Genomic DNA, 17,035 nt, shown 5'->3' with positions numbered 1-17,035 from the left:
GGTCTCCGGTCTCCGGTCTCCGGTCTCCGGTCTCCGGTCTCCGGTCTCCGGTCTCCGGTCTCCGGTCTCCGGTCTCCGGTCTCCGGTCTCCGAGGGAGTCTGCGCGGGTGTTCCACGTGAAACAACAGTGCGAGGTATAGAGGCCCAAGAACTTCGCCCTCGGCAGCGGGCATCCGCAGGAGTGCCGGACGCGCGGGCGCGCTTTGCACGCTGATCGCGACCCGCCGGGCTTCGGCCAGCGCCGCCACACAGGCCTCGGGCGCGGCCCACTCGGGAGACTTCGGCGTATGCAACCGAAGTTCTGGCAGCGTTCTTCGTACCGTCTGCGGTGCCTGGGTTCCGTTGGTGAGATGGCAGTCGCCTGAGGTTGGGCGGCCGCTGGCCGTCGCTGGATAGATTCCGGCATCTCCTGACATGGCTGCGGGCGCGCCGAAGCTCGGCCTCTCGTCCGGCGCCTCACGGGCCTGGCTCCTACTTCTCGCCGCTTATTCATCGGGCCCTGTCGGGCTTGGCTGGGAAGCCCGTCCTGCCGTTCCACCCAGTTCCTGATCACCTCTGGCGTCTTCCGTTTCACGTGAAACAGTGCGACTCAAAATCGGACTTCCACGTCGTCCGGTTTTGGGAAACCGCCACGCAGGCGGTCCTCACTGCCGCCTTGCGAAGCGCGACGTTTCGAAGGTTCGAGTGGCAGAGCCAGCTCGGAGTGAACGGGCGGAGTGGAACGGCGCCGACTACGCAGAACGCCGGCTTCAGAGCGACCCACATGGGGCGTGCCGGCCACTTGAATACAGTTGGGCCATTAGACCGCCTTACGCCTAGCCAGACGAGCGAGGTCGTAAGGCGCTAGCTCTCACAACCAGCCACGACCACGTCGGCGCCGGAGGACTCCGCACCATGGCGGCCGGCTGTCGGTGTTCGCCTACCGGCTGCCGGGCTCCCGAAGAATGCCTTTACTCGACCATCACTGAATAACCTCGATCACCCAACGCTCAGCCCCTCCCCGACGCCACCCCCACCGAAGGCCCCGCGAACTCAGGAGACTGGCGCTCCAGGCTTGCTTCGGAAGTCTCTCTGCAGGACTGAGGAAGACAGCAACAAAGGCCCGGCCTTCGCGGGGCGGCCGGTCCTGACGCTCCGGTACCTGCATCCCGCCAAGGGCCGCCCCCCTACTTCTGGACGTGCCACACCTTCCGCTCTCGCCGCCGTCCGACGTGCAGGCGCTCACGCCTCTGCGATCACACCGCCGGGGTCACACCGCCGCGGTCACACAGCCCTGATTTGCGGATCTTCGGCACGCCAGCCGCCGCGCTCGCAGGGCTCGCGGCTCCTCCAGATTGCACAATGTCCCGGCGCCCGTGCAGGTGCAGCACTCGCCCTGCTCGCCGAGCGGTCTGTAGCCTCGCGGTTGATGGTCTCTACCCCGCTCCTCCGAAGTCCGTGCTTCGACGATCATGGCCCGACACTCTGGCTTCTTCAGCAGGAAGCGGATCATCCGCGAAGGGGGCCGACCTAGGGCGCGGGCATCCAGAGGCCGGGAAGCTCGAGTTTTGCCGACGGCACCCAATGCGGACTATCTGCAATGGCGCTCTTGGAGCCAGCAGGGCCGAAGACCGGTGGCGGCACACTCCGCAATGTCAGGCGCCGGCAGGTCTGGAGGATCCGTCGCAAGGGAGAACGGCAGCTCGCTCATGACGCCTTTGCAGGGATCTTCTAGGGCGAGGTTTCACGTGAAACAGCGCCCAGCGCCCAGCGACTGTTGGATCTGACAACGCTGGGAAGAGCACCCTTCTTGCGCCCGTCAACAGAGCATCGCCGAACTACAGCCCGCCGACCCCTAGTTGGGCCCTGGCGGCGGATGGCCAATTCGACGAGGCCGGCACGGCGATCGTCCAGTTGGTTTGCGCCCGAGATGCCGGCGTAGAGGTGACGACTCGGCTCGAGGTGGGCCACCTGTCTCGAGCAAGGAACTGTTCTGCGGCCGACGCTGGGCCGGCGTTCTCTCGGTGATCGACGCCGGCCGGCGATCTCCGATCGACTAGGCGAGCCCATCCACCTCCGCAGGGCGCTGGGAAGGCGACCCGGCCGGCGACTGCACGGAACTCGGTGGTGGGCAGAACTGCCGTAGTGGCACGGCGACACGGCCGCAGGACGACACCACGGCAGCGCGACACGGCGGCAGCGCGACACCGCAGCGGCGCGACACGGCGACAGCGCAAGACGGCGGATCGAGAATAGGAGCCGGGCGTGCCCTGGTCCCCGAACATCAGGCCGACTGGCCCAGGTCGCCATCCGCGTCATAACTGACGCTGCCCTCAGAACATGCGGCGAATAACGAAGCGTCCCGACCGCGGACAGAGCCGTGCTGACTGCGCGATGTCCGGCGTGGTCTAGATCGGGTCCATGGACAGAGCCTTCGTTCTGGTTCTCCGTGGTCGCCGACGTGCAGCTGGTCGAGGCGAACGAGGGGACGTCCAAGGCCGTGGCATCGCGGCCGCCAGGATGGTTTGAGCGCCCGTGGCGACGACGCGACAGCCGGGCCTCAACAACCAATCCGAGGCTCAGTTGCGATCTGCCTCGCTCGGAGAGCCGAGCCCCAGGCTCGTTTCACGTGAAACATCAGAGATCACTGCGCAGACGCCAGTCACCCCCTCACCGCCATTACCTCAACCGGAGGGCGTCATCCCTAAGCCACGCTACGGACGGCTCCAGCTTGCAAGGCATAGCCGCATCGCCGGCGATGCGTGACGCCCGGCGGTTGCATTCGGCCGGGACACACCAGTGCAGCTTCGGGCTCAATCTCAGTCGCGCAGTGCCCAGGAGGATGTCAGCGACAAGCACTGAACAACGGCCCAGCCAAAACCAAACATCCATAATGCCGAACGAGATCGCCGGGACAGCACAAAGAGCGCCCATCCGCGGAGCAAATTAGCCGGGAGACCAGCAAGTGCCCGCTGATGTTGACGCCGCCAGCGAGACCGGATCCAGCCTCAGAGGCGGACGCACGCGAGGTCTGTCGGTCCCGTCAAGCACCGACCGCACGGAGGCCAAGCGCATGGCATTGACCCCCTCCGCGCCCATACCTAGTGCCGAGACGCACCGCGACTTGGAGGACAACAGCAATAGCAGACGGGCATGTTAGGCGCCGACGGTGCCGTCGACTCCCTCTCGTAGGAAGTCGGCGTGGCCGTTGTGGCGAGCGTATTCGTGGATCATGTGCAGCATTACGAAGCGGAGGGACACGTCTTCGCCCCAGCGTGGCTGGTGGCCCATGACGTCCAGGGACTCGGCGCCGGCCTCGATCTCTCGCGCCTTTGCCACTTCGGCCTCCCATGCCGCGAAGGCCTCGGACCTGGTCGACGAGCTCGCGTCGTACGCCGCTTGGAAGTCGCCTTCCGAGGACCACACCAGTGGCACGTCCTCGGCGTCGATCACTCGACGGAACCAGGTTCGCTCGACCTCGGCCATGTGCCGGACCAACCCGAGCAGAGTCAGCGTCGACGGTGGCATAGACCGTGATCGCAAATCTTGGTCGGACAGCCCCTCGCACTTCATCGCCAGGGTCGATCGATGGAAGTCGAGGAACACTCGAAGCATCTCTCGCTCGCTACCACTCCGAGGCGGATCGGGTCGCTCGACAACCATTCACGGCTCCCATCAGATACCGACGTCTCTACATACCCATGACGGCATGAAGCCGTCGCGGGCGTGCCCATTGAACAAGATCGTGAGCGTCGGCGCACACCCTTTGATGATGATCAACATCAAGCAGGGGAGAGTCTCCGTTTCGGTTCTGTCAGAGCCATTCTCCTGGGATTTCGGGAGGGGTCGGATCCGGACCTTGGGGCAAATCTAAAGGCCTTCAAACCACCTCGGAACCGGCTAAAGCCCCAAATACCGAGAAAGACTCCCAAAAACCAAGAAAGGCACATGACGTGTCACGTGCCTTTGCCGGACGACCAAACGGGAACCCGAAGCGATCTCTCACTCCTCTTCGGCGCCCGAACCCTCTTCCTCGACCCCGATCATCCCGACGATCCGCTCAAGGTCATCGACAGTGGCGAACTCGATGGTGATCTTCCCCTTGTTCCGGCCGATGTCGACTTTCACTCGGGTGTCGAAACGGTCGGACAGTCGATCCGCCAACTCGTTCAGTGCCGGCGCGTGCACCTTCGCCCGGCGCGTCGGAGCCGCCTTCTTCGCCGGCCCGTCCGACAGCGCCAGCGACACCAGCTCCTCGGTCGCGCGCACCGACAGACCTTCGGCCACGATCCGCAGCGCGAGCTTCTCTTGGGCATCCTTGTCGTCCAGCCCGAGCAACGCCCGCGCGTGCCCGGCCGACAGCACCCCGGCGGCGACTCGCCGCTGCACCGGAGCCGGCAGGTTCAGCAGCCGAATCGTGTTGGAGATCTGCGGGCGACTGCGCCCTATGCGCCTCGCCAGCTCCTCGTGCGTAGCCCCGAACTCCTCGAGCAGCTGCTGATAGGCGGCCGCCTCTTCAAGTGGGTTCAGGTTCGCCCGGTGGATGTTCTCCAGCAGCGCGTCCCGCAGCATCGCGTCGTCGCGAGTCTCCCGGATGATCGCCGGGATGGTCTCCCGCCCGATCGCCTGCGCAGCCCGCCACCGACGCTCACCCATGACGAGCTCATAGCGACCATCGCCCAGATCGCGCACGACGATCGGCTGCAGGAACCCAACCTCGGTGATCGAGGTCTTGAGTTCCTCCAGCGCCTCCTCGTCGAAGACGTGCCGAGGCTGCTTGGCGTTGGGCTCGATCGCGGTAACCGACAGCTCGGCGAAGCGAGCTCCGGGAACCGGCGCCAATCCGTCCGTGACCGGCGACGACACATAGGCGGGAGCGGTGTCCTCGAACGCCGGCGCCGAGGGCGGCGGGATCGGCGCCGACGAAAGCGCAACCGGCGGCGAAGAGGTATCGACAGCCGGAGCCGGAGCCGTCGGGATCAACGCGCCCAGGCCGCGGCCCAGGCCGCCCCGTGGACGGTTCTTCATGCCGTGCCTCCTGTGCTGACGCCACGCATCGCGATCTCCAGGGCGGCCTCGAAGTAGCTGGTCGCGCCCCTTGATCCGGGATCGTAGGTCATCACGGATTGGCCGTAACTCGGAGCCTCCGACACTCGGACGTTCCGCGGGATGACAGCGTTCAGCACCTTGGTGCCGAAGTGGTTACGCACGTCCTGCTCGACGGCGTCGGCCAGCCGGGTACGCCGGTCGTACATCGTCAGCAGGATGGTCGAGACGTCGAGCGTTGGGTTCAGGTGCTGCCGTACCAGATTGATGTTGTTGATCAGTTGGTTCAGGCCTTCCAGGGCGTAGTACTCGCACTGGATCGGGATCAGCACCTCCTGCGCCGCGCAGAGCGCATTGACCGTCAGCAGGCCGAGCGAAGGCGGGCAGTCGATGAAGACGTAGTCGAACTTCTCCGGGTGCGCAGCGATCGCCCGGGCCAGCCGGGACTCGCGCGCTACCACCGACACCAGCTCGATCTCCGCACCGGCCAGGTCGATCGTGGCCGGCACGCAGTAGAGATTCGGAATGCCCTCCACGGGCTGGGCGACCTCGGACAACGGCACGTTGTCGATCAGGCAGTCATAGACGTCCGGTACGCCGGCGTGGTGCGGGACGTTAAGACCGGTGGAAGCGTTGCCCTGCGGGTCAAGGTCGACGACGAGCACGCGGTTACCGTGCAGCGCCAGGGCAACCGCGAGGTTCACGGTCGTGGTCGTCTTGCCGACGCCGCCCTTCTGATTCGCGACGCAGAGCACCCTCGGGTGGTCCGGACGCGGCATGGTGATTTCGCCGCTCGGGTTGAGGATCTGCACAGCTCGCAACGCTTCCATGGCTAGCGGCGGATCGTCTTCATCCTGGCCCGGCGTTTCACGTGAAACATGCTCGTCAGCGTCGAGGGTGACGCTCGCCGGGCCGAACGAGGGCCCTGCGGGCGTGACCGGTCCGCCGGATGTCGGCGCGACAGGTCCACCCGAGGTAGGCGCGATCGGCCCGCCCGACGTGGGCGCGGAGGACACCGGTGCGGCTGACACCGGAACCGGTGCCGAGACCGCTGGGGGCGCCGACCGCGGCGCCGGCGCGGGCGAACGGCGAGGATCCTCCGGCCCGGGCTTCGGCGCAGGTGTGCCATAAACTTGCCCCGCGGAGGATTGTGGCAAATGTCCGCTTCCTACGCGTGGCGACGGCACACCCTGGTCAAGGGAGTACGCGCCGGCAGGCCCGACATGACCCACTCCGGAGGGCCAACCAGGCCCAAGAGACGACTCGGTTTCACGTGAAACACCGTACTCATGCACCGTTTTATCCCTGTTGGTGAGGAACGGGTCGGTAGGCGACACGCGCGTTCCGGCGGTAGAAGACCGGTCCACACTATCGACGCCCGGCCAGCCTACGGCCGTCGGGCGAGGCTCGCCACGGCCGTCCGTCTGATGAGGCGCGCGCAACGCAGACAGATCATCCACGGACGGCGCCGCAAAGACCATCACGCCCGACACCAGCCGCAATGCGGCGGCGTCAGGCGCCGCGCCCGCCTCCGCGGTTTCCCCACCGAAATCATCAGAAAACCCCGCAACACCCACTTCAGGTGTACGCGTAGAAGCAGTCCCGTCCCCCGACTTCAGAGCCTGCTCGCCGTCCGGACCGTCGGCTGAATCCTGAGCAGTGGATATAAGGCCATCAGATACCGCGTCGCCGGAACCAGAGACGCCGGCCCCTACCCGCATATGCACCGACTCGGCCGACCCCACAGGTTCGGCCTCAGCCCGGGAAGACTCCGATCCCGGCGACTCCCCGCGGACGGGAAGGGGCAAGTCCCAGGCAACCGGTCCCGCAGCCGACCGCCGGCCAGAACCGGCCCCAGGGCGCCGCCCGGCCGCACGCACTTCCACGGGCTCGGGCTCACCGGTCCCCGCAGACGGTGAAGGCAGACCACTGGCCTGATCGGGACGTCGGTCCTTGACGTGTCTCTTCCGCGCGCCCCGCCTGGCCATCTATCCCCTCCGCGTACTCCCTCGCCCGGACCCTCGCCCACCGGACCTGCCACCGGCACCGCGCCCCGTATCCGCCGCCCGTCCGGACGGTGGCTTCGGCCCCGAAGGCACGGGCTTGACCGCACGCTCCTTGACGATCTCCACGACCGTCGTGGGCGGGTCGATGAGACCCATCCCGCAGAGCCGGAGAACCGGTTCGCCGCCGCCCAGTTCGGCAACGACCGCCCAGTGCTCCGCAATCTCGTCCTCCGCCGACGCGCCCTTGAGCGCGAGCAGCCTCCCGCCGACGCCGGCCAGCGGAAGACACCACCCCGCGAGCCGATCAAGCGGTGCCACCGCCCGCGCGGTGACGACGTCGGCATTGGCCGCCGCACTACCCACGACGTCGTCGGCCCGGCCCCGTACGACCTCGACGGTCGAGAGACCAAGCTCGGCAACCGCTTCGGTCAGGAAGGCGGTACGTCGTGCCAGCGGCTCGACCAGGGTGATCCGGAGATCTGGCCGCGCCACTGCAAGCACGATACCGGGCAAACCCGCACCGGAACCGACATCGACCACAGAAGCGCCAATAGGGATCATCTCGGACACAACGGCACAATTCACCAAGTGCCGTTCCCAGATCCGCGGAGCCTCCCGCGGTCCGATCAATCCCCGCACGACCCCGTCCGTGACCAGCAGCCGCGCGAAAGCCACCGCCAGGTCAAACCGCTCACCAAAGACGCGTCGAGCCACCTCCGCGATGTCCGCCGGAGGCAAGCCGTCGGCAGCCGGGCCATCCGCGGAAGGCGCGGAAGCACCGGAAGGCAACTCAGAGACTGTGGGCAAGTCCGGCGGGGCCGACGACCTGCCCTTTCGGGAAGAGGCGGGCGCCGACGAGGCAGATCGAGCAGCCGACGCCGGCCGCCCCGGAAATGCGAGAGGCCGGCGGCCACCGCCGGCACCGGAGGAAGAGCGGCCCGGGAAAGACGACGGCCCGGGCGACGACTCGCCCGGGCCGAGGTCACCCGCGCCGTAGCGTGGGTCGGTCATCGTCAGTCGGCCGCCCGAACCACGATCCGGCGGCTGGGCTCGACGCCCTCCGACTCGCTCTGCACGCCGCTGATCGCGTTGACCACGTCGTGCACGCACTTGCGCTCGAACGCCGACATCGGCTCGAGACGCACGGGGTCACCGTGCTCCTTGACCTTCTCGACGGCGTTGCGGGCGACAGCGGCCAGTTCCTTGCGGCGGGACGCGCGGTACCCGCCGATGTCGAGGAGCAGCCGGCTCGGCGAACCGGTCGCCCGGAAGATCGCCAGGCGGGTGAGTTCCTGCAGAGCTTCCAGCGTCGCTCCGCGCTGGCCGACGAGCGGCTGCAGCCGGCCCCCGACCACCTCGACCATCGGCCGGCCGCCCGATATCAGCTCGTCGATGTCGCCGTCGTAGTCGAGGATGTCCAGCAGCCCCTCGATGTAGTCGGCAGCGACCTCGCTCTGCTTGAACAGGTCACTCTCGGAGGTGACGGTCTCCGACTTCTTGGTCTCCTCGGCCGTCTCCTCCGAGGCCGCAGCCTCAGAGGAAGTCGCGGCGGAGACCGAAGATTCGGGAGTGCTGGTGTCGGTCACGGGCTCATCTCCGTACTCAATCGGGCCGGACCTGCTCGGTCCGCTGTTCCCGCGGCGGCACCCGCGGGGAGGTTCAGTGCAAGGGGAGCGCTCGGGCGCCGTTCGGCGCCCGAGCCGCGATCATCCCTTGGGTTTACTCGCTGGTCGGGTGCCCTTCTTCGGATTCACCGGTTTGGCACCGGGCCGCGGCGCGAGCTTCTTGGTGTCGACCACCGGGGTCTCCGGCTCGGCCTGCGCCTTGTTGCGGCCGAACAGGCCACCGGTGCGGGTGCCGGGCTGAACCGGGCTCTTCGGCGCGTTCGAGCCGGCCGACTTGACCGGCGGGCCGGTGCTCTTGGGGGCGCTGCCGTTCTTGCCGGCCATCTGCGGCGGCGGGAACTTGCGGAGCACCCACTGCTGCTGGGCCAGGGTGAACAGGTTGTTCGTGACCCAGTAGATGATGACACCGATCGGGAACAGCGAACCGGAGATCAGCAGCGACAGCGGGATGCCGTACAGCATCAGGCGCTGGATCATCTTCTGCTGCGGGTCCTCGGCCCAGCCGGTCTTGAGGATCATCTGGCGGCTGGTCGCGTAGGTGCTGGCCATCATGATCAGGACCAGGACACCGGCGATGACCTTCACGGTCGTGCTGTTGGCCTGAAGCGCGGCAAGCTCGTCCGCGGTCGACCCGAACTTCGACGCGAGCGGCGCGTTGAACAGCGACGCGTGGGTGGCGTCCCGGAACTGCTCGGTCGTCCACCCGTACAGCGTGGTCTGGGTGTTCGACGGGTTCAGCCGGCGCAGGGTGTGGAACAGGCCCAGGAAGACGGGGATCTGCAAGAACATCGGAAGGCAGCCCATGAGCGGGTTGGCCTTCTCGGTCTTGTAGAGCTCCATCATTTCTTTCTGGAGCGTCTCCCGGTCACCCTTGTGCTTCTCCTGAAGGGCCTTGACCTTGGGCTGCAGCGCCTGCATGGCGCGCTGGCTCTTGATCTGCTTGACGAAGACCGGGAAGAGGATGACGCGGACCGTCACCACCAGGAAGACGATGGCCAGCACCCAGGACCAGTTGGTCCCGAGGAACTTGTCGGTCGGGATTCCGATGGCGTCCCACAAGGCGTGCCAGCGCAGGAGGATCCACGAAATCGCGTAGTAGATCCAGTCGAGGCTCAATTCAAGCTCCAGTCACATCGGCAGGACGGTGACGGATCGGGTCAGGCACCGGGTCGTACCCGCCAGGGTGGAAGGGGTGACAGCGCATGATCCGCCAGACCGTCAACCCTGTCCCTCGCACCGCACCGTGCTTAGCCAGCGCCTCCAGGCCGTACGCACTGCACGAGGGATAGAACCGACAGCGGGCCGGCAGCGCCGGACTCACATAACGACGGTACGCGACGACCATCGCGGTCAGCACTCGGGCAAGAACGCTCATCACTGCCGCCTTGGTTTACGTGCCGCCGCCAGGGCCGCCTCGAGGTCACCGCCGAGGGTCTCGAACGAGGCCTCGGCCGCCTTGGGCAGCGCCCGCACCACCAGCGACGACCCGCCGGGCAGGTCGATCAGGAGCGGCCGGACCAGGTGGCGGAGCCGGCGGCGGACCTTGTTACGGACCACCGCGTTGCCTACCGCCTTGGATACGACGAAGCCGGCGCGTGCCGTGGAGGCTCGCACCGGCTCCTCAAGAAGCAGATGAACGACGACCGTGCCCCGACCGACCCTGCGGCCACCGCGAATCGTCGCGGCGAAGTCAGTGCTATGCCGTATCCGCTGCGCGGCGGCCAGCATGACTACCTGGGCATCCGGCCCGACAGCCGCCGGCTCAGGCCGACAGCTTGTCGCGGCCCTTGCCGCGGCGGGCAGCCAGGATGGCACGACCTGCACGGGTGCGCATCCGCAGCCGGAAGCCGTGGGTCTTGGCACGCCGGCGGTTGTTCGGCTGGTAGGTGCGCTTGCTCACGTCATTACTCCGTATTCCTACAACGTCCAGGGGCCAAGTGCAGGCAGGCTAGCAGGCTGCAAGACGCCACTTTATCAGAACGCGGCGGAGCAACCGCTCGACCCTACGCAGGGCAGCGATGTTGGTCAACTATATCGGGATCCGGCACGCCGTCTGACGAGATGAACCGCTCGTCCCTGTGCGCGCTTCGTGAATCTTTTCCCGATCTAGCGTGCTTGCCCGGCGGTGCGACAGTTGTAGCTTCGGCAACCTCGCTGTTAGCGTGCCCGTTTGCTGGTCATCAACGCTCTGTGCATACCACGACGTACCGGAGCAAAACCGGACAAGCAGGTCAATCGTTCGCACGGTGAGCCTGTTCAACCGTGCCGTTTCCAGGCTCCGGGATGTCCTGCCGACCGTCCGATCGGGGGAGTGACCGTCGGCGCGTGCACAGGTTGTGGATAACCTGTGGACAACCGGTGGCGTCGAACGTGTTCAGCACGTTAAATGTGGTGCTGGATTGGGGGGATGTCGCCGCCCGAGTTGGGTGGCGGCGGAGCAGAGGCGGTAAGGCCGGACAAGGTCCACCGGGGGTCGGTGGCGATGGGGGTGGCGCGGCGGTGGCCGATCAGGCTGACCTGGGCGGTGTGTGGAAGGCGACGCTCGACGAGCTGGCCGACGAGATCTCGTCGCCGCAGCAGCGCGCCTATCTGCAGCTGACGAAGCTGCGCGCCATCGTCGAGGACACCGCGCTGCTGGCTGTTCCCGACGCCTTCACCCGGGATGTGATCGAGTCCCGGCTGCGCCCCGCGATCACCGAGGCGCTGAGCCGCCGGCTGAACCGGCCGATACAGGTCGCCGTCACCGTGAAGCCCCCGGAAGACGGAACGGGATTGCCCGGCACCGTCTACGGCACCCCGGTCGAGTCACCCGCCGAGGAGCCGCAGCCCCGGCACTACGCCGAGGCCGAGCCGCGGCAACCGGAGCAGCTCCCCGTGTACGGCCACGACCCGTACACGGACAACCAGCATTCCGCACCCCCGTCGTACCGGAATGTGCCGACCGCGCGCGGTGGCCAGGAGGCGCTCTTCGCCGACCCGGGCCCGCCGGCCAGCCATCACCCGGCGCCGATGCAATCGATGCCGCCCACGCGGCCGATGCAATCGGCGCCGCAGGCACCGACGGGCCGCAACCCGATGGACCACGAGAACGACGCCGCTCCGCATCGGATGGCCTCCAACTCCGGTCAGATGCGCGACAACTCGCGCCGTCCCGACGACCGTCCGACGCTTGTCGACGACGCACTGCCGATTCGCGGCGACAACGGTCCGGGCCGGGCGCCGCTCGACATCCGTCCGTCCAGCAATCCGCGCGGCACGAACGACGGCAATCGCCTCAACCCGAAGTACATGTTCGAGACGTTCGTCATCGGTTCGTCCAACCGTTTCGCGCACGCCGCCGCGGTCGCCGTCGCCGAATCACCGGCGAAGGCCTACAACCCGCTCTTCATCTACGGCAGCTCGGGTCTCGGCAAGACACACCTCTTACATGCGATCGGTCACTACGCCACCACGCTGGGCCACGCGCGAAGCGTCCGATACGTGTCCACTGAGGAATTCACCAACGACTTCATCAACAGCCTGCGGGACGACAAGACCCAGGCGTTCCAGCGGCGCTACCGCGACGTCGACATCCTGCTGATCGACGACATCCAGTTCTTGGAAAACCGCGAGCGCACCCAGGAAGAGTTCTTCCACACCTTCAATACGCTGCACAACGCGAACAAGCAGATCGTGATCAGTTCCGACCGCAGTCCGCGGCAACTGGCCACATTGGAAGACCGCATGCGCACCCGCTTCGAGTGGGGCCTGCTCGCCGACATCCAGCCGCCCGACCTGGAGACGCGCATCGCGATCCTCCAGAAGAAGGCCGCCCAGGAACGGATGTACGCACCCGACGACGTCCTCGAGTTCATCGCGAGCCGAGTGTCCAGCTCGATCCGCGAGCTCGAGGGCGCACTCATCCGGGTGACAGCCTTCGCCAGCCTCACCCGATCAGCCGTGCAGCTTTCGCTGGCCGAAGAGGTGCTGCGGGACTTCATGCCGGACGGCGCCGGCCCGGAAATCACCGCCGACCAGATCATGGTCTCCACCGCCGATTACTTCGGCGTGAGCCTGGAGGACCTGCGCGGCCATTCCCGCAGCCGGGTACTCGTCAATGCCCGCCAGGTGGCGATGTATCTCTGTCGCGAACTCACCGACCTCTCGCTGCCCCGCATCGGGCAGGCCTTCGGCGGCCGCGACCACACCACGGTCATGCACGCCGACCGCAAAATCCGTCAGCACATGGCTGAGCGTCGCTCGCTCTACAACCAGATCGCCGAGCTGACCAACCGCATCAAACAAAACACCTAAGCCCTTTCGGGTACGCGGCAGCGCAGTCCCCAACCGCACTCGCGCCGTTCCGGCCGCGCACTTAGGGCCCGGCGTTCCCCTGCGCCCGGTGCGGCGCCGCCGGGCGGAGTGAGCCCGGACGCTCCCGGCTGAAAGTCTCGACACCCAGAAGAGTGCCGTTTTGGGGTTTTCCATACCTTTTCCCACAGCCTGTGTATAACTCCCCGGCTGTCCACGTTCGAGTCAGGCCGACCCGGATCCACGCTCACGGCCGGATGTCAACGTCAGAACGCAACCGTCTCGTGCCAACGTTATCCACACTAATTCACAGGAGTTCACAGCCCTTTATCCCCAGCCGTGGAAAACCCTTGTCACCCGTTGCCCACAGGTGTGGACAAACTCTGGGGAAATCGATGTGGACAGACACAGGGGGTAACCAAGCCACCCACAGCCTGTGGAGGAGTGTGGATTTCCTGTTGAAGGTTCTGGGGACGACGAGGCGGTACCGTCCCAACGTTGTCCACAAGGCAGGGGACAAACCCGGTGGATATCCGGTGGATAGCCGGTGGATAACGGTGGACAACCCTTGTCAGCTCGACGACTGTGGACGACGGCCGGGGTTTGTACCCTGGTTTCCCACATGTGAATCACCGGTGGATAACCCGCTGACCAGCACGAACTTGAGTTCTCCACACTTTGCACAGCACCGATGAAGACGACTAGAAGTTTTTTATAAGAGAACAAAAACCAATCAACGGCGTTGGGGATGTTGTGGATGGAGCCGCTGGCGGCTCGCCACACTTCGCACCGGCAGGCCCGGGGAGGCACCGGCTTGCCACGCGCCCTAAAGTTCGTGGGGGTCCACGCCCCGACATATGAAAGCGACGCGGAGGACAGCATGAAGTTCCGGGTGGAGCGAGACGCACTCGCCGACGCGGTCGCTTGGACGGCCAAGAGCCTGCCGAGCCGCCCGTCAGTGCCGGTGCTCGCGGGCGTCATGCTGCGAGTCACCGATGGCCGGTTGCAGGTGTCCGGCTTCGACTACGAGGTCTCCAGCCAGGTGACCGTTGAGGTACAGGCCGACGCCGACGGCGCCGCCCTGGTCTCCGGGCGTCTGCTCGCCGAGATCACCAAGGCACTACCGGCCAAGCCGGTCGACATCGCCGCGGTCGGTGCGCATCTCGAGCTGGTGTGCGGCAGCGCCCGGTTCACGCTGCCGACGATGCCGGTGGAGGACTACCCCTCGCTGCCGGAGATGCCGTCCAGCGCCGGCACGGTCGACGCCGCCACGTTCGCGGCCGCCGTCGCCCAGGTGGCGATCGCGGCCGGTCGCGACGAGACGCTGCCGATGATGACCGGTGTGCGCATCGAGCTGAACGGCTCGTCGATGGCCATGCTCGCCACCGACCGCTACCGGCTCGCCATGCGCGAGCTGGAGTGGAACCCCGACGACCCGGACATCAGCCTGAACTCGCTGGTTCCGGCGAAGACGCTGAACGACACGGCCAAGACCCTCGGCCCGCTCGGCGGCTCGGTCACGCTCGCGCTGTCCCAGGGCAACGCGGGCGAAGGCATGATCGGGTTCGCCGGTGGCACCCGGCGCACGACCAGTCGCCTGCTCGACGGCGCGAATTACCCTCCGGTGCGCTCGCTGTTCCCCGCCAGCCACAACGCTGAGGCCAGGGTCGGCGTCGCCGCCCTCGTCGAGGTGGTCCGCCGGGTCGCGCTGGTGGCCGAGCGCACCACCCCGGTGCTGCTGAGCTTCAGCGAGGACGGTCTGGTCGTCGAGGCCGGCGGGACGGAGGAGGCGCGGGCCAGCGAGGCGATGGAAGCGACCTTCACCGGTGAGGCGCTGACGATCGGCTTCAACCCGCAGTACCTGATCGACGGTCTGCAGAACCTCGGCGCACCCAACGCCGTGCTGTCGTTCGTCGACGCCTTCAAGCCCGCTGTGATCTCCCCCGCAGGCGAAAACGGCGAAATCGTCACCGGTTACCGCTATCTGATCATGCCGATCCGGGTAACTCGCTGATACTGAGGCTGAGGGAAACGCACATCTAGGGGGAACACCATGCAGCTTGGCCTTATCGGTCTCGGCCGGATGGGCGGCAACATGGCCGACCGTATCCGCGCAGCGGGACACGAGGTGGTCGGATTCGATCACCACCCGGACAAGCGGGACGTCAGCTCACTTGCCGAACTCGTCGAGAAGCTCGCCGCTCCGCGAGTGGTGTGGACCATGGTCCCGGCCGGCGAGATCACCGAGAGCACCATCGACCAGCTCGGCGAACTCCTCTCCGCCGGTGACCTGATCATCGACGGCGGAAACTCCAAGTTCACCGACGACAAGCCGCGGGCCGACCGGCTCGCTAGCAAGGGCATCGGGTACATGGACTGCGGTGTCTCCGGCGGCATCTGGGGCAGCCAGAACGGGTACGCCCTGATGGTCGGCGGCGACGCCAAGAACGTCGCCACGGCCATGCCGATCTTCGAGGCGCTGAAGCCGGCCGGCGAGTTCGGCTTCGTGCACGCCGGCCCGGTCGGTGCCGGTCACTACACCAAGATGGTCCACAACGGCATCGAGTACGGCATGATGCAGGCCTTCGCCGAGGGCTGGGAACTGCTCGAGGCATCGGAGTACGTGGACAACGTGCCCGGGGCGTTCAAGAGCTGGCGGGAGGGCAGTGTGGTCAAGTCCTGGCTGCTCGACCTGTTCGACCGCGCTCTCGACGGCGACCCCGAGCTGGGCAAGCTGAAGGGCTACGCCGAGGACACCGGCGAGGGCCGGTGGACCGTCGACGAGGCCGTCCGCCTGGCCGTGCCGCTGCACGTCATCGCGGCTTCGCTGTTCACCCGGTTCGAGTCCCGTCAGCCCGACTCGCCCGCCATGAAGGCCGTCGCCGCACTGCGCCAGCAGTTCGGTGGGCACGCCGTAGTCAGCTGAATTGACATGTACGTCCGCCGGGTCGAGCTCACCGACTTCCGTTCGTACGAGCGGGTAGCGGTCGATCTCGACCCGGGCGTGTCCGTGCTGGTCGGCCAGAACGGCATGGGCAAGACCAACCTGATCGAGGCGCTCGGCTACGTGGCCACTCTGGACAGTCACCGGGTGGCCATGGACGCACCGCTGGTCCGGGCCGGCGCCGCGTCGGCGGTGATCCGGTGCGCGGTCGTCCACGATGGACGCGAACTGCTCGTCGAGCTGGAGATCGTTCCGGGCCGGGCCAACCGGGCCCGCCTCAACCGTTCGCCGGTGCGCCGCCCGCGCGAGGTGCTGGGTGCGCTGCGGATGGTGCTGTTCGCCCCGGAAGACCTGGAACTGGTCCGCGGTGACCCGGCCACCCGCCGTCGCTATCTCGACGACCTGCTGGTCGCCCGGCAGCCGCGGTACGCCGGGGTCCGCGCCGACTACGACCGGGTGATCAAGCAACGCAACGCTCTGCTCCGCACGGCCTACCTGACCCGCAAGGTCGGCGGCACCCGAGGCCAGGACCTCTCCACGCTGGCCGTCTGGGATCAGCACCTGGCCCACCACGGCGCCGAGCTACTGGCCGGGCGGCTGGAGCTGGTGGCGGCCCTCGGCCCGCACCTGACCAAGGCGTACGACGCGGTGGCGGCCGGCCGGTCGTCGGCCGCGATCGCGTACACGTCGGGCCTGGGTGATGCCCTGGTGCCGGACCGCCCAGCCTTGGAAGAGGCGCTGCTCGCGGCGCTGCTGGAGAAGCGGACCGCGGAGACCGAGCGCGGCACCACCCTGGTCGGCCCGCATCGCGACGACCTGACCCTGGCGCTGGGCGACCTGCCGGCCAAGGGCTACGCGAGTCACGGCGAGTCCTGGTCGTTCGCGCTCGCCCTGCGGCTGGCCGCCTACGACCTGCTGCGCTCGGACGGGATCGAGCCGGTGCTGGTCCTCGACGACGTCTTCGCCGAGCTGGACGCCGGCCGCCGGGACCGGCTGGCCGCCCTGGTGTCGGACGCCGGGCAGCTGCTGGTGACCTGCGCGGTCCCGGAGGACGTGCCGGCCGCGCTGAGTGGTGCCCGGTTCGACGTGACCACCGGGACGGTGACCCGTGCCGCGTGACGACTACGACCCGACGGCCGAGCGGT

The 17,035-nt window shown here is 67.1% G+C and carries 13 protein-coding genes; 4 read left to right on the top strand and 9 right to left on the bottom strand.

What is annotated here, in order from left to right:
• Positions 1-3,135: 3,135 nt before the first annotated feature.
• The 9 genes from Ate02nite_RS38155 to rpmH all read right to left on the bottom strand — a co-directional run bounded on the left by Ate02nite_RS38155 (position 3,136) and on the right by rpmH (position 10,556).
• Positions 3,136-3,594, bottom strand: coding sequence for a DinB family protein (locus Ate02nite_RS38155; protein WP_275422987.1), 459 nt, complete (start codon positions 3,592-3,594; stop codon positions 3,136-3,138).
• Between the two features lie 387 nt (positions 3,595-3,981).
• A complete protein-coding gene (locus Ate02nite_RS38150; RefSeq protein WP_203812769.1) occupies positions 3,982-5,007 on the bottom strand; it encodes a ParB/RepB/Spo0J family partition protein in 1,026 nt (341 codons plus the stop codon).
• Entirely contained in the window at positions 5,004-6,362 is a 1,359-nt protein-coding gene (locus tag Ate02nite_RS49600) for a ParA family protein (RefSeq protein ID WP_438871315.1), read from the bottom strand. The genes Ate02nite_RS38150 and Ate02nite_RS49600 overlap by 4 nt, the downstream gene beginning before the upstream one ends.
• A gap of 651 nt (positions 6,363-7,013) precedes the next feature.
• Positions 7,014-7,820, bottom strand: coding sequence for a 16S rRNA (guanine(527)-N(7))-methyltransferase RsmG (gene rsmG, locus Ate02nite_RS38140; protein WP_307873297.1), 807 nt, complete (start codon positions 7,818-7,820; stop codon positions 7,014-7,016).
• A 224-nt stretch (positions 7,821-8,044) separates the two neighbouring features.
• Positions 8,045-8,617, bottom strand: a complete 573-nt coding sequence (locus Ate02nite_RS38135) for a Jag family protein (RefSeq protein ID WP_203812767.1) — start codon at positions 8,615-8,617, stop codon at positions 8,045-8,047.
• 120 nt (positions 8,618-8,737) lie between these two features.
• On the bottom strand, positions 8,738-9,772 hold the full coding sequence (yidC, locus tag Ate02nite_RS38130) for a membrane protein insertase YidC (protein ID WP_203812766.1): 1,035 nt from the start codon (positions 9,770-9,772) through the stop codon (positions 8,738-8,740).
• 1 nt (position 9,773) lies between these two features.
• Positions 9,774-10,031 (bottom strand): membrane protein insertion efficiency factor YidD, encoded by a 258-nt coding sequence (gene yidD, locus Ate02nite_RS38125; protein WP_203812765.1) that lies wholly within the window; start codon positions 10,029-10,031, stop codon positions 9,774-9,776.
• The gene (rnpA, locus tag Ate02nite_RS38120) at positions 10,031-10,384 is read right to left on the bottom strand and encodes a ribonuclease P protein component (protein ID WP_203812764.1); all 354 of its coding nucleotides are present in this window, start codon (positions 10,382-10,384) and stop codon (positions 10,031-10,033) included. The genes yidD and rnpA overlap by 1 nt, the downstream gene beginning before the upstream one ends.
• Before the next feature lie 34 nt (positions 10,385-10,418).
• Positions 10,419-10,556 (bottom strand): 50S ribosomal protein L34, encoded by a 138-nt coding sequence (gene rpmH / locus Ate02nite_RS38115; protein WP_097329385.1) that lies wholly within the window; start codon positions 10,554-10,556, stop codon positions 10,419-10,421.
• 599 nt (positions 10,557-11,155) lie between these two features.
• On the opposite strand from rpmH, the gene dnaA reads away from it, so the two are divergent.
• The 4 genes from dnaA to recF all read left to right on the top strand — a co-directional run bounded on the left by dnaA (position 11,156) and on the right by recF (position 17,009).
• Positions 11,156-12,949 carry a chromosomal replication initiator protein DnaA gene (dnaA, locus tag Ate02nite_RS38110; protein WP_203812763.1) on the top strand — a complete coding sequence of 598 codons (1,794 nt, stop codon included), beginning with the start codon at positions 11,156-11,158 and terminating at the stop codon, positions 12,947-12,949.
• An 877-nt stretch (positions 12,950-13,826) separates the two neighbouring features.
• Positions 13,827-14,960: a DNA polymerase III subunit beta gene (gene dnaN / locus Ate02nite_RS38105; protein WP_203812762.1), complete on the top strand. Its 1,134-nt coding sequence runs from the start codon at positions 13,827-13,829 to the stop codon at positions 14,958-14,960.
• A 39-nt stretch (positions 14,961-14,999) separates the two neighbouring features.
• Entirely contained in the window at positions 15,000-15,872 is an 873-nt protein-coding gene (gene gnd, locus Ate02nite_RS38100; RefSeq protein ID WP_203812761.1) for a phosphogluconate dehydrogenase (NAD(+)-dependent, decarboxylating), read from the top strand.
• A 6-nt stretch (positions 15,873-15,878) separates the two neighbouring features.
• Positions 15,879-17,009: a DNA replication/repair protein RecF gene (recF, locus tag Ate02nite_RS38095; protein WP_203812760.1), complete on the top strand. Its 1,131-nt coding sequence runs from the start codon at positions 15,879-15,881 to the stop codon at positions 17,007-17,009.
• Positions 17,010-17,035: the final 26 nt, after the last annotated feature.

Source organism: Paractinoplanes tereljensis (assembly GCF_016862435.1).
Lineage (GTDB): Bacteria > Actinomycetota > Actinomycetes > Mycobacteriales > Micromonosporaceae > Actinoplanes > Actinoplanes tereljensis.
The sequence above is the reverse complement of the archived record's forward strand: the minus strand, read 5'-3'. Positions and strand labels throughout refer to the sequence as shown.